Genomic DNA, 13,634 nt, shown 5'->3' with positions numbered 1-13,634 from the left:
GTTTTTTCCTTCGTTAACTATTAACAAGAATTTGGTTAGGATATTGCAAAAGCAAGGTAAATGAGCTATATTTGCATTATGCTGATAAAGGGCTGGAGGAAGAGGAGAACATATGAATAAGAAAAATATTGTAGTATCTGATGTTTCAAAAGAGCACGATAATCCAATTGCAGAACTTGTTCAGGTTGCATGTCAGTTTGACAGCAATATCACATTGGAAAGTGATAACCGTAAAATCAATGCCAAAAGTATTATGGGTATTATGGCATTTAATCCAACGGAAGGAATGTCCATTGACATTGTAACGGATGGAGCTGACGAGAAAGAAGCATTAAGTGCGATCGAGAAGTTTTTAGTTTGTCAATAATTTCATAATGAGGAGGAATTGATATGCGTAAGAAGCGTGTAAACACTGTAACCAAAGCACAGGCAAAGGAAGAGGTAAAAGCAATAACTCCCGCAGTAGAGAAAACCGTAGAGGATGCAAAAGTTGTAGTTGAAGCTGTTGCAGCCAAAGCGGAAGAAACTAAAAAAGCTGTTGAAGCCAAAGCAGAAGAGACGAAGAAAGCTGTCGAAACAAAGGCAGAGGAGACGAAGAAAGCTGTTGCAGCCAAAACAGAAGAAACAAAAAAAGCCGTAGAGACCAAAGCAGAAGAAACAAAAAGTGCTGTTGAGAAAAAGGCGAAGACAGCAAAGACTGCTGTAAAAAAGGCAGCTGCGAAAGCAACCGCAAAAGCAGTTGAGGTAAACACAAAAGTCATCATTCAGTATCAGAATAATGAGGCTGAGATGGATAAACTGGAAGAGAAGATTAAAGCCCAGTTCGTTGCAGACGGACACCGCATCAGCAGTATCAAGAAATTAAACATTTATGTAAAACCGGAAGACTATTCCGCATATTACGTAATCAATGAGAAATTCTTCGGGAGAGTAGATCTTTTTTAAACGGAAATGACAGGGGAATACATAAAAGACCGCGTGGATGCCACGCGGTCTTTTATCGTCTGAAAGTTTTTATTCTTCCAGGAGAAAGTGCATAAACTGTTTCTGGGTATCATCGTTTCCCTCTTCATAACACAGACCTATAACACAGTCATCATAAGTCTGGGTATCTTTTAACCAGGAACAGGTGTCGCTTGTCAGGTGAACTCCGACAGGATAGGTTTTATTGGTATCGGAATCAGTTGTATACACAAGATCATCCTGATACTGTGCAAGTTCATCCTCTGACAGATAAGATGAGATATCCACAAAATAGGAACGTTCTGCAAGCGCATCAAACGTATCCGCATCCGCAAAGATTGCGCTGATGCTGTGAGCACCGATCATGACATCCAGGGTTGTCAGATCCTGGGAAGTGCTTGCATTTGGTGTGTCCATATTGAGAGTTAAGTTTTTATTCAGATCGATCGTATATTTCGAAGTGTCGTATCCGTTTTCTGACATAAACGGGGCCAGCGAATCGGGGATGGTGTTGTCGTTGGTATCGACTCCGCAATTAACGAAAGTCAGTGTAAGAACCGGTTTTTTATAAGTTACAAAATGAACAATAAAAGAAATGACTACGATAATGCCAAGTGCTACACCTAAAATTGGAAATTTGTAGTAATCCCAGATGTATTGAAATTTGGCTTTGGTGGACAGATCTTTAAATGGTGTCTTTTGTTCCATGGAATGCTCCTCCTCTTTCACATTCTAGTCCTGTTATGAAAGAAAAAAGGAACCGAAACAGATAAATCTGTATCAGTCCCTTTTCTCATACTCCATAAAATAGAGCGGGTGATGGGAATCGAACCCACGTATCCAGCTTGGAAGGCTGGTGTTCTACCATTGAACTACACCCGCAAGCATCATCATTTCTGATGAATGCCCAGTTCCGGAATCGAACCAGAGACACGAGGATTTTCAGTCCTCTGCTCTACCAACTGAGCTAACTGGGCATTTGCCGCTCGCGACAAAATTGATTCTACATGAAATTGGTGCCTGTGTCAACAAGTTTTTGAAAAAAATTTTAAACCTGATATGGAAGGATATCTTCTGTATAACAACGGAGAACTTCACCGACGCTCCATGCCTGCGCATAACATCCGCGACAGGTATGTGGCGCGTCTCCGTCAAAAATTTCGGAGATGGAGCCGATGCAGCCTTCCCAGAGATGTTTCCGGATTGGATCAAGCAGCCGGTCAGCCTTCTCTACACTATCCGGAGTATGTCCATATACTTTCAGATATGCAGTGATATATCCGCCAAGCAGATAGCCCCATGCAGTTCCCTGATGATAAGCGGCATCTCTTTTTGGAAGTGAACCACAGTACACAGGATGATATTCCCTGTTATCAGGAGAAAGCGAGCGGAGCCCGCATCCGACATACAGAGATCTGGAAACAGTATCTACAACAGCACGCTGCTGTTCCGGAGAGAGCATTGTGTACGGCAGCGATACGGCATAGATCTGGTTTGGACGGATATCGGCATCTTTCGTTTCCCCGTCAATTACATCGTAAAGACAATTGTCTTTGCTGTTCCAGAATTTCTGGCCGAAGGAAGTACATACCTTTTTGGCAAGCTCGCAGTAAGTGTGGCTGTCTTCATGGAAACGGGCAGCAAGTCCTTCCATGACTTTTAATGCATTGTACCATAATGCATTGATCTCAACCGGTTTGCCGTGACGCGGGGTTACGACCCAGTCCCCGACACGTACATCCATCCAGGTTACCTGATCATTTCCGCTTCCGGCATGGATGAGTCCATCGGTATCCATGTAGATGGAAAAATCGGTGCCTTCCATGTAAGCAGAGATGATCTGTTTTAAAGCCGGGTAGATATCAGTACGGATAAATTCCCATGCTTCCGGCGTATCACAGTAATTAAGATATTGGTGTACCGCATAAAAATACCACAAAGATGCATCCGCAGTGTTATAAAGCGGTGGTTGTCCATCGTCCGGGAACATATTTGGAACAAGACCATGATGAACGTATTTTGCAAATGTCAGAAGAATCTCACGTGCCTCATCAAAACGGCGTGTTGCCAGGGTGAGTCCGGTAAAAGCAATCATTGTGTCGCGTCCCCAGTCGGTAAACCATGGAAGACCGGCAAGAACGGTAGTGAGCCCGGTGGACTGGCGTCTGCAGAGAAAATGGCTGGATGAGACGACAAGCGACTGGGCAAAGGAATCCTTTAATCCGGATTGTGCGATCAGTTCTAACAGACGGTTGCGTTCCGTTGCAACATATTCGGCCGCGGTATTTGCCTGAATACCATCTGGAAACAGACTCTGGTCTGTAACAACTTCACAGATTACAGAGACACGCATGGTCTGTCCTGCTGGAACGCAGATATGCAGGTCATAAGGTGTATAGTGAGTATCCAGCCCCGGTGTTTCAAGTTCTACTTCTGTCTGCAGCTGAACATCTTCATCGTAAAGCTGCTGGCGGGCGAGAAGTTCTCCGCAGCTGTAGTGCAGACGGATCTGTACAGACGGATCTGCAGTTGGCGTCAGCGCAAAATATCCTTTCTGGACTTCGGTTTCAAAAGAAAGGGTGTCTACGGTAGCCGGAGTACTATGCTCACGGAAATTCATATGTGGTGTGATCGTAAGTACTGCTTCGGATCCGGCGTTTCGGATGTCATAAGAAATGACACATGCATTCTGCCCGTGGATCAGTGCCAGACGTTTGGTCATGGAAATATTTCCGGCGTGATAGCAGAAAGAAACCGTACCGTCATAGTCGAAGCTTTCCAGATAGCGCTGTCCTTCGGTATAGACCGGGCGGCGGATCTGAAAGTCAGATGCTACAGAGACGGTATCTTCCTGTTTGTATGCATCCGGAACATCGCTGGACGCAACGGAAGAATCTGCAATTGGAGCACCGGCGTGCTGCGCAGATTCCAGTTCGTAACGGATATTGTCCTGAAACACGGATTCTGCAGTCTTGGAAAAAACGACATATCGTTCTACCGGAGGGTGAAGGCTCGCAATCAGATATCCCTGATGGGTACGGCCAAGTGCACCAAGAACGGAAGTGCCGCAATAGCCTCCCAGTCCGTTGGTCATCACCCATTCTTTTTTTATGTTTGATTGAAAATCAGATAATTGTTCATTGGAAAAATGATAACGCATAAATACCTCCTAGTGTAATGCCGAAAATAAGCGAAATATCACCCTGTTATTGTAAAGCATAATTTATTAAAAATCTATAATGTTATGGTAAAATTGTTGTAAACGCGTTATAATGGTTCAATACGAATAGAGGATAGGAGATTTATGACATGACAGAAGTTTATGTATTAGTAGAACGTAAGAAATCCACACTGATGAAGATTTTGACAGCAGTTGTACTTGTAATTGGTATTTTGTTTGCCTTGTTTTCACTGATTGCACCGCTTTTCCTTTCAGGAGCATTGATTTTGCTTGTTGTATGGTATTTCTTTTTGTTCCGCAACAGCAAAGAATTTGAATATTCATTTTTTGACGGAGAACTTCGTTTTGCAAAGATTATGAATAAAAGCAGAAGAAAGAGATTAAGAGTGTTTACAATGGATGACGTAATCCAGATTGCTCCGGCAGGGGATCGCAGCATTTATAAGTATGAACAGGATAATACCGTCAAAAAGATCGATTATACATCTGGCAATAAGGACGTTCCACATTACAATCTTATCATGAAAGATGAGAATGGTGTCAGCATGATTTCATATGAGCCGGATGATAAATATCTGGATGCGATCTGTGTAAAATATGGTCAGAAAGTCATCCGCCGCTAATTTCTCCGGAATGAATAATACAGGGGAAAGAGGCCAAAGATAAACCCATGGAGGAACATATGCTGGAATTAAGAAATATTTCATATGAGGTCTCTGATGAGAAAGCAGAGAATAAAGAGATTCTGAAGAATATTAATCTGACGATCGATGATCATTTTGTTGCAATCACTGGACCAAACGGTGGTGGTAAATCAACACTTGCAAAGATGATTGCAGGGATTATCAAACCTACCGAAGGTCAGATCCTTTTGGATGGGGAAGATATTACGGAACTTGGAATTACGGAACGCGCAAGAAAAGGCATCAGTTTTGCTTTCCAGCAGCCGGTACATTTTAAGGGACTTACCGTAAAAGACCTCATTACACTGGCAGCGGGCAGAACGATGAGTGTTACGGAGATCTGTGACATTTTATCCGAAGTTGGTCTGTGTGCAAGAGAATATATTGACAGAGAGATCAATGCAAGCCTTTCCGGTGGCGAGTTAAAACGTATCGAGATTGCAATGATTTTTGCAAGAGGAACAAAGCTGTCCATTTTTGATGAGCCGGAGGCAGGAATCGACCTTTGGAGTTTTAACAGTCTGATCCACGTATTTGAGAAAATGCGTGATGAGATCAATGGAACGATTCTGATTATTTCACATCAGGAAAAGATTCTTGAGATCGCGGATAAAATCATTGTCATAGCAGACGGACAGATCGATAAGATTGGTGGTAAGGATGAGATCCTGCCACAGTTATTATATACGACAAAGACGTGCCAGACGCTGTCGGACAAGCAGTAGGAGGATCAGATAATGGATGCAATTGAGAAGAATTTATTAGCACAGGTGGCAGATCTTCATGAAATTCCGGAGGGGGCATACAATATCCGTGCAAACGGGAAACTCCAGAGTCGTAACACAACTGCGAATATTGATATCGTAAGCAAGGAAGACAAGCCTGGAATCGATATTATCATCAAACCTGGCACGGTAAATGAAAGCGTTCACATTCCGGTTGTATTGATGGAGAGTGGACTTTCGGATCTGGTCTACAATGATTTTTACATTGGAGAAGACTGTGATGTGACGATTGTTGCAGGATGCGGAATCCATAACTGCGGAGTGGATACATCAAAGCATGATGGAGTTCATGAGTTCCACATTGGCAGGAATTCCAAAGTGAAATACATCGAGAGACATTACGGAGAAGGCGATGGAAGAGGCGAGAATATCATGAACCCGGAGACCATCGTACATCTGGATGAAGGCTCTTATATGGAGATGGAAACAACCCAGATTAAGGGAATTGATTCTACGAGCCGTATCACAAGAGGGGATCTTGCAGCCGGTGCGACACTCGAGATCCGCGAGAAGATCATGACGCATGGAAAACAGTTTGCCAAAACGGATTTTGAGGTGGATCTAAACGGAGAAGGCTGCAGTGCCAACGTTATCTCACGTTCGGTAGCAAGAGATGAATCCCGTCAGGAATTCTATTCTACGATCAATGGAAATTGTGCATGCGCAGGACACAGTGAATGTGATGCGATCATCATGGACAAGGCAATTGTTTCTGCAAGCCCGAAACTTACAGCTGCCAATATCGATGCAAGTCTGATTCATGAGGCTGCGATCGGCAAGATCGCCGGAGACCAGCTGATCAAACTGATGACACTTGGTCTTACAGAAGCAGAGGCGGAAGAGCAGATTATCAACGGTTTTTTGAAATAAAAGAAAAAGAGCACATCCCGTTATGGGATGTGCTCTGATATTTGAAGGATTATTCATCTTCGTCAGTTCTGGTATTTTCCGAGTTAAAAAAGCGCATATGTTCGGGAATACCAGATTTTTTCGGTGAAACATAGGAAGTTCCGTGCCGGTTCTGTTTCTTCAGGCAGTTGGAGCAGAGTGAGCCAAAGCTGATCGGGGCACCGCATTTCTGGCAGTGAAGATTGCGCAGGGCAGGCTGAATGGTATTCTCCTTGTATTCGATGCGTCCTTCCCGGATCCAGGATTTCACACGGGAAAGCGGAATATGAAAATGCGATGCAACGTCAAATTCATTTACATCGTTTTCACGGATATATTCCTTAACCTGCTGGAAAAGCTGGTTTTCATAGCAGATAGGACAAAGATCCTGTTTATAAGTATCCGGAAGTGGTTTGCCACAATACTGGCAGAATTTAACCGAATCGAAAAGTCCGACGTTTTCCCTCATAGTTGTCCCTCCCCTGGGTAATAAGTTCTAGTAGTATTATTATACCATAGGAATAATGGGTTGAAAAGTAAGTTATAAAATGTAAGAAAGGAAGTGCTGGCCGTGGCATATGTTTTAAAGAGAGAGAATCCAATCGCTGTCTTTGACTCCGGAGTCGGTGGAATCAGCGTGCTTCGCGAACTCGTCAAAGTGATGCCAAATGAGAATTTTATATTTTTTGGAGATTCGAAAAATGCTCCCTATGGAACCAAATCGCTGGAGGAGGTTCGCAGCCTGACCTGCACACATGCAAAGGAATTGTTTGATGCCGGGGCAAAAGGTCTGGTTGTGGCGTGCAATACAGCAACCAGTGCAGCAGTACGTGTGCTGAGGGAAAAATACCCTGAGATTCCGATTGTAGGAATCGAACCGGCAGTAAAACCGGCGGTTCTCTGTAAAGAGCATCCGAGGGTTCTTGTTATGGCGACTCCGATGACGATCCGTGAGGAAAAATTCAGAAAGCTGATGCAGCGTTACGAGGATCAGGGGGAGATTATTCCGCTTCCATGTCCGGGGCTTATGGATTTTGTGGAACGTGGCGATCTGCACGGTGACGATTTGAAAAAATATCTGACAGAACTGTTGTTTGAGTTTCGGGAAAAGAAAGTGGATGCAGCGGTTCTTGGATGCACACACTATCCGTTTGCAAAGGAAATGATCCAGGAAGTGCTTGGACCGGATGTGCAGATTTTTGACGGTGCACCGGGGACAGCGCGTGAGATGAAAAGACGACTGGCAGCATGTGATCTTTTGAGTGAGCGGACGGAAAAAGGAACGGTCGAATTTCACTGCAGTCTGGATGATCCGAAGAAGCTGGAACTGTGTCATTATTTACTACAAAAATAGCCGCGAAGCCGCCTGTGGTATGGGCTTTTAGACCACAGGGTAATTTATAAATTAAGTATAAATTTTTTATGGAGAAGTTTAGAAATGTTTTGGAATTCGGACATAATTCTGTCACATTTTCCAAGTATACTAATCATTGTTGAAGGGATGAAAACCTTCAAACAATTATTCCCTTTTTATTAAATAAACATTTTCATAACTAAACTCCTCGAAGAGAGACTGTGTAGTACCCGCTATACAGTCTCTCTTCATTTTGTGTGGAAAGTGCGTGGAATTCTTAGAAATTCTGGTCGCTCAAAAGGAGCCAGAAAGTGTCAGATTTATACACAAAAAAATGTCTGAAATCATATCTTTTATAGTGAAAAATTGAATTGATTTATTGAGATTTATGGGGTATGATTCATATGATAAAAACATAGGTTGTACACGCACCTATAATAACCAGAAAGAGGGGAAAATTATGGATTACAGATTCATACTTTGTTTGGCAATTATTCTTATTTCCACAAAGGTTCTCGGATTATTTTCACGTAAAGTCAGCATGCCGGCTGTCGTTGGGGCACTGATCGCCGGAGTTATCTTAGGACCATCATTTTTAAACTGGATTCCTGTTGATGGGGAGACTGGAACATTCATTGAATACACAGCGGAGATCGGTGTTATTCTGTTGATGTTTACCGCAGGTCTTGAGACAAACATGCAGGATTTAAAAGCGAATGCGAAAGCATCATTTGTAACTGCACTTGTCGGAGTCATTGTTCCACTGATCGGAGGCGCGGTAAGCTTCGCATTGTTCTTCCATTCCGATCTGTCCGATTATACGGCAGTTTTAAAAGCAATATTCGTCGGTGTTGTGCTTACAGCAACATCCGTAAGTATTACAGTTGAGACACTGAGAGAGCTTGGTAAATTAAAAGGAAAAGTCGGAACAACCATCCTTGGTGCAGCCGTTATCGATGATATCCTCGGAATTATTGTTCTTACCATTGTAACAAGCTTACAGGACCCGTCAGTAAGTCCATTCGCTGTTATTGGAAAGATCCTGTTATACTTTGTAGTGCTCTTTGTACTTGCAATCGTTATGAGAAAGCTTAAATTCCGTATCGAAACACATGATGAGCAGAGAAGAACCGTAATTATTGCAGTAGCTTTCTGCTTCCTGCTTTCTTACTTCTCAGAAGTCGGATTTGGAATTGCAGATATTACCGGAGCATATTTTGCAGGTCTGATGTTCTGTAGTATGAAGGTAGAGCATTATATCGAGAGAAGAACAGAGATTTCTTCTTATCTGATCTTTTCACCGGTGTTCTTTGCAAGTGTCGGACTTAAGGTATCAATTGATTCGATTACACCGAGTCTGATCGTATTTTCGATTATCTTAATTGTAATTGCAATCCTTACCAAAGTAGTCGGATGCGGACTTGGTGCAAAGATCTGCGGATGTAACTGGAGTGAAGCGCTTCAGGTCGGTGTTGGAATGATCTCACGTGGTGAGGTTGCACTGATTGTTGCCCAGAAAGGATACAGTGTAGGACTTCTGGATGATGATCTGTTTGCTCCGATTGTTATCGTTGTTATTGTTACAACATTGATCACACCAATCTTATTAAAGATTGTCATGAGTGATAAGAAAAAAGATGTACAGGCTGCATAATCGACTGGTATAACAGCAAAGCGAGGAACATATGAAGAAAGAATTTCGTGAAGCGCTGGAGGATTCTCCGGTTATTGCTGCGATTAAGGATGACCAAGGTCTTGCAAAATGCAAAGAGTCAGACAGCCGCGTGATCTTTATTCTGTATGGAGATATCTGTTCGATTGCAGATATTGTTGCAGAGGTGAAATCCGCCGGTAAGATCGCAATGGTGCATCTGGATCTGATCACGGGGCTCAGTTCCAAAGAAATTGCAGTCGATTTTATTCATAAATATACACAGGCTGATGGAATCATCACGACCAAGCCAGCACTGATCAAACGGGCAAAGGAGCTTTCTTTGTATACGATCCTGCGTTTGTTTGTGATTGATTCCATGGCGTATGAGAATATTGAAAGACAGCTGAAAAGTGCAAAGCCGGATCTGATTGAGATCCTTCCGGCACTTATGCCGAAGGTGGTTGCGAGAATCTGTAATCTCTCTTCCACACCGGTCATTGCCGGAGGTCTTGTTTCAGAAAAAGAAGATATTATGGAACTTCTGGATGCAGGGGTGATCAGTGTATCTTCCACGAATGAGAAGATCTGGTTTGTATAGATAAAAGAATATGAGTCAGACAGGAAAAGTGCCGGAATCAAAGGATTCCGGCACTTTTTAAATTCATGGGAAATTATGTTTTAATCCGCTTTTTCCACATTTTTTGTTGCAATAATGGAAACACCGGTATGAGCAACATCCGGGACAAGGATATCTCCGATATGGACTGGGGCATTTACGGTAATATCTTTGAGCGCTGCGGTCACATCGAAAATTTTATTTTTTGGAACATCTTCTGCTGTTTTACAGGAGACCATGATCGATTTTCCACCGCTGACCCGGACGGTAGATGTGACGATACGGGTTGGATTGGTAACTTCTTTTCTTGCATAGGCATCACCGCGTGGGCAGGTATTCCCCCTGACTTCTTTTACTTCTTTGTTTTCTAAGGTTACCTGAATGCTGCATCCCAAAGGGCAGCCGATACATGTAAGATCTCTGATTTCACTCATAGCTATGCCTCCTCGATTCTTACCGTGATCTTTGAAAGATCCGGGAACTCAGCCAGTTTGGATTTGTCCAGAATGACCTGCTCCATTTCACCTGGAGCCATGACAGGACGTTTCCGTTTATTGATCAGTGTGCCATCGTAATAGGTTGCAATTGCACAATTCTTGTAGACTGCTCCGACGCGGAAACGGACGGTCAGTTTGTCTTCCATCTCGGTTGGACGGACAAACTTCGGTACGGTGTAGCGTACACCGCCTTCCGGAATGATCTCCACGATTTTGGCATCTTTTGTTTTGCCATGCTGGATATAGGAAGCCGCATTCTTTCCGGCTGTAGTGGCTTCCTGGGATACATAATCGACAAGATCGTGTACATGAAGTACATTTCCACAGGCAAATACACCATCGATACTGGTTTCAAGGCTGTCATTTACGATTGGACCGGATGTGACCGGACTGAGCTCGACGCCTGCGGAACGGCTTAATTCGTTTTCCGGAAGAAGTCCGCAGGAGAGCAGCAGTGTGTCACAGGTGTAACGGATCTCGGTTCCAGGGATCGGCTTGCGGTCAGGTCCAACTTCGGCGATGGTTACCGCTTCCACACGTTCTTTTCCCTCAATGTCGACAACTGTATGGCTTAACTTCAGAGGAATATCAAAATCATTCAGACATTGCACGATATTGCGCTTCAGACCGCCGGAGTACGGCATCAGTTCAGCGACAACCTTGACTTTGGCACCTTCTAAGGTCATGCGGCGTGCCATGATGAGGCCAATGTCACCGGAGCCGAGAATGACAACTTCTTTTCCAGGCATATAGCCTTCCATGTTGACCAGGCGCTGTGCAGTTCCAGCAGAGTAGATACCGGCGGGACGATACCCCGGAATGTTTAATGCTCCGCGGCTTCTTTCACGGCAGCCCATGGCAAGAATGATTGCTTTTGCCTGTATTTCAAACATACCGTCTTCGCGGTTCATGGCAGTTACTTTTTTATCCTGTGAGATATCCATGACCATCGTATTCAGTTTGTACTCAATCTGGCGTTCGCGGACCTGATCGGCAAAACGTGCTGCGTATTCCGGTCCGGTAAGCTCTTCTTTAAAGGTGTGAAGTCCAAAACCGTTGTGGATGCACTGGTTTAAGATTCCACCAAGTTCTTTATCTCTTTCTATGATCAAAATACTTTCGATTCCATGATCTCTTGCAGATACGGCTGCAGCAAGTCCGGCAGGACCGCCGCCGACGATTACTAAATCATATGCTTTCATTGATGTGCCCTCCTTAAATTTCTTTGTTTTGTCCAACAACGAATTTGGATTTACCACCGTTTTTGGTAATCTCAAACATACTCATAGGTACTTCGCGTTCCAGAATCTCCATGGTTCGTGGAGAACAGAAACCAGCCTGACAGCGTCCCATTCCGGCGCGTGTACGGCGTTTTACGGCATCCAGGGAGCGGGCACCGAGAGAACGGTGGATTGCGTCTATAATCTCGCCCTCTGTGATCATTTCACAGCGGCAGATGATATTTCCGTATGCAGGCTGTTTCCGGATCAGGGCATTGCGTTCTTCAAGAGATAAGGTTTCCGGTCGCAGGATGCCTTTTCGTGTTGCGCAAAAATCAGGGTTTTTCTCCAGAGCGTATTTTTCAGCGATCATACCGGCAACCATTTCTCCAATTGCAGGAGCGGAGGAAAGCCCAGGGGATTCGATGCCTGCTGCATTGAAAAATCCTGGTGCATCCGCAAGCTCTCCGATGATGAAGTCATTCTGGGTTTCGTGTGCACGAAGACCGGAAAAGGAAGTAATCACCTGACGCAGCGGAAGGTCTTTTACACTGAGTGCGGCGGTTTTCCCAAGGTAATCCAGACCGTCTGCTGTTGTATTGACGCCTTCTTTATTGTCAATATCTGTTGCGGTTGGTCCGACAAGAAGATTGCCGTGTACGGTAGGTGTGACGAGAACACCTTTTCCCATTTTGCCAGGCAGCTGGAATACGGTATGGCTTACATGGGCACCGGCACTTTTATCGAGGAGCATGTATTCGCCTTTTCTTGCGGTGATGGAAAGCTTCTGACCGCTTACCATGTTATTCATAACATCACTGTAGACACCGGCAGCATTAACAACCGCTTTGGTCTCAATCGTATGCGTGCCCGGATCAAGTGGAGTTCCGGAGCATACACCTTCTTTTCGGTTTACTTTGATGCAGTAACCGTTTTCGGAACGGGTAATGCCCGTTACCTCGGTGTTCAGATAAAAAGAAACGCCGTTGTCATATGCATTTTCCGCAAATGCCATGGTCAGATGGAAAGGGCATACGATTCCACCGGTTGGTGCATACAGCGCACAGGTAACATCATCCGAAAGATTTGGTTCCATCTTGATCAGCTCTTCACGCTCAAGAATCCGAAGTCCAGGGACATGGTTGGCACTTCCTTTTTCCATGAGTTTATCCAGACCGGAGCGATCCTGATCTTTTGTACAGACGACAAGGGAACCATTTCTGGTAAATGGCACATCCAGCTCCTTTGCGATGGTGTCCATCATTTCGTTTCCGCGAACATTTAATCTGGCTTTTAATGTACCCGGGGTTGCGTCGAATCCAGCGTGGATAATGGCACTGTTGGCTTTGGAGGTGCCACAGCATACATCTTCCTCCCGTTCAATCACACATGCATGGATCTGATATCTGGATAATTCACGTGCAATTGCGCTTCCTATTACGCCTGCACCGATAATAGCTACATCATACATATCATATCTCTCCTTTTCTATGATTCCTGAAATGCAAAAAGAGCAAGGAAAACAAAACGAATCGAAATTCGTCTGCTTTACCTTGCTCATGTCTCTTGGTAATACATTCTTTATTTATCTTTATTATAGGAGTGGGAATACGGTTTCGTCAAGTAAAATTTGTGTAATCCAGGCTGCAGATTTTAACTTTTTTAAAAATTCTGAAGATAAATTAAGAGTTTTCACGTTATTTATTAAGGTGAAGTTAAGAAGAATGTGACAGTTTCTTTACTTTTGTCTGTTAATATAGTGGAAAAAGGCGAATAAGGAAAAAGATTGACGA

14 protein-coding genes and 2 tRNA genes are annotated in these 13,634 nt (G+C 43.9%); 8 read left to right on the top strand and 8 right to left on the bottom strand.

The window, feature by feature from the left end; genetic code table 11:
- The first annotated feature begins 112 nt into the window (after positions 1–112).
- Together FYJ75_RS08135 and FYJ75_RS08130 are read left to right on the top strand one after the other, a co-directional pair.
- Positions 113–367 carry an HPr family phosphocarrier protein gene (locus FYJ75_RS08135; RefSeq protein WP_154429959.1) on the top strand — a complete coding sequence of 85 codons (255 nt, stop codon included), beginning with the start codon at positions 113–115 and terminating at the stop codon, positions 365–367.
- A gap of 23 nt (positions 368–390) precedes the next feature.
- Positions 391–945, top strand: coding sequence for a DUF6465 family protein (locus tag FYJ75_RS08130; protein WP_154429958.1), 555 nt, complete (start codon positions 391–393; stop codon positions 943–945).
- Positions 946–1,014: 69 nt separating this feature from the next.
- Here FYJ75_RS08130 and FYJ75_RS08125 read toward each other — a convergent pair whose 3' ends face one another.
- The 4 genes from FYJ75_RS08125 to FYJ75_RS08110 all read right to left on the bottom strand — a co-directional run bounded on the left by FYJ75_RS08125 (position 1,015) and on the right by FYJ75_RS08110 (position 4,123).
- Positions 1,015–1,671 (bottom strand): hypothetical protein, encoded by a 657-nt coding sequence (locus tag FYJ75_RS08125; RefSeq protein WP_154429957.1) that lies wholly within the window; start codon positions 1,669–1,671, stop codon positions 1,015–1,017.
- Between the two features lie 103 nt (positions 1,672–1,774).
- A tRNA-Gly gene (locus FYJ75_RS08120) sits at positions 1,775–1,845 on the bottom strand.
- 22 nt (positions 1,846–1,867) lie between these two features.
- Positions 1,868–1,940: transfer RNA gene (locus FYJ75_RS08115), tRNA-Phe, on the bottom strand.
- Positions 1,941–2,011: 71 nt separating this feature from the next.
- Positions 2,012–4,123, bottom strand: coding sequence for an amylo-alpha-1,6-glucosidase (locus tag FYJ75_RS08110; RefSeq protein ID WP_154429956.1), 2,112 nt, complete (start codon positions 4,121–4,123; stop codon positions 2,012–2,014).
- Between the two features lie 149 nt (positions 4,124–4,272).
- Between FYJ75_RS08110 and FYJ75_RS08105 the strand changes: the two genes are divergently transcribed.
- The 3 genes from FYJ75_RS08105 to FYJ75_RS08095 are packed head-to-tail and all read left to right on the top strand — an operon-like array spanning position 4,273 to position 6,482.
- A complete protein-coding gene (locus FYJ75_RS08105; protein ID WP_154429955.1) occupies positions 4,273–4,767 on the top strand; it encodes a DUF6106 family protein in 495 nt (164 codons plus the stop codon).
- A gap of 59 nt (positions 4,768–4,826) precedes the next feature.
- On the top strand, positions 4,827–5,552 hold the full coding sequence (locus FYJ75_RS08100) for an ABC transporter ATP-binding protein (RefSeq protein ID WP_154429954.1): 726 nt from the start codon (positions 4,827–4,829) through the stop codon (positions 5,550–5,552).
- Between the two features lie 12 nt (positions 5,553–5,564).
- Positions 5,565–6,482: a SufB/SufD family protein gene (locus tag FYJ75_RS08095; protein WP_154429953.1), complete on the top strand. Its 918-nt coding sequence runs from the start codon at positions 5,565–5,567 to the stop codon at positions 6,480–6,482.
- A gap of 49 nt (positions 6,483–6,531) precedes the next feature.
- Here FYJ75_RS08095 and FYJ75_RS14315 read toward each other — a convergent pair whose 3' ends face one another.
- A complete protein-coding gene (locus tag FYJ75_RS14315; RefSeq protein ID WP_195838972.1) occupies positions 6,532–6,969 on the bottom strand; it encodes a FeoC-like transcriptional regulator in 438 nt (145 codons plus the stop codon).
- A 102-nt stretch (positions 6,970–7,071) separates the two neighbouring features.
- Between FYJ75_RS14315 and murI the strand changes: the two genes are divergently transcribed.
- The 3 genes from murI (at position 7,072) to FYJ75_RS08075 (ending at position 10,106) form a co-directional block, all read left to right on the top strand.
- Positions 7,072–7,854: a glutamate racemase gene (murI, locus tag FYJ75_RS08085; RefSeq protein WP_328596894.1), complete on the top strand. Its 783-nt coding sequence runs from the start codon at positions 7,072–7,074 to the stop codon at positions 7,852–7,854.
- Positions 7,855–8,314: 460 nt separating this feature from the next.
- Positions 8,315–9,508 (top strand): cation:proton antiporter, encoded by a 1,194-nt coding sequence (locus tag FYJ75_RS08080; protein ID WP_154429952.1) that lies wholly within the window; start codon positions 8,315–8,317, stop codon positions 9,506–9,508.
- Between the two features lie 31 nt (positions 9,509–9,539).
- On the top strand, positions 9,540–10,106 hold the full coding sequence (locus tag FYJ75_RS08075) for a glycerol-3-phosphate responsive antiterminator (RefSeq protein ID WP_154429951.1): 567 nt from the start codon (positions 9,540–9,542) through the stop codon (positions 10,104–10,106).
- A gap of 80 nt (positions 10,107–10,186) precedes the next feature.
- Here the strand turns inward: FYJ75_RS08075 and FYJ75_RS08070 are convergent, their stop codons facing one another.
- Genes FYJ75_RS08070 through FYJ75_RS08060 form a run of 3 tightly spaced genes read right to left on the bottom strand, consistent with a single transcriptional unit; the run spans position 10,187 to position 13,312 of the window.
- Positions 10,187–10,558, bottom strand: coding sequence for a DUF1667 domain-containing protein (locus FYJ75_RS08070; protein WP_154429950.1), 372 nt, complete (start codon positions 10,556–10,558; stop codon positions 10,187–10,189).
- A gap of 2 nt (positions 10,559–10,560) precedes the next feature.
- A complete protein-coding gene (locus tag FYJ75_RS08065) occupies positions 10,561–11,823 on the bottom strand; it encodes an NAD(P)/FAD-dependent oxidoreductase (protein WP_154429949.1) in 1,263 nt (420 codons plus the stop codon).
- Positions 11,824–11,836: 13 nt separating this feature from the next.
- Entirely contained in the window at positions 11,837–13,312 is a 1,476-nt protein-coding gene (locus FYJ75_RS08060; protein ID WP_154429948.1) for an NAD(P)/FAD-dependent oxidoreductase, read from the bottom strand.
- Positions 13,313–13,634 lie beyond the last annotated feature (322 nt).

This window comes from Roseburia porci (assembly GCF_009695765.1).
Classification (GTDB): Bacteria; Bacillota; Clostridia; order Lachnospirales; family Lachnospiraceae; genus Roseburia; species Roseburia porci.
Note: the sequence above shows the minus strand (reverse complement) of the source record. Positions and strands in the feature narration are given on the sequence as shown.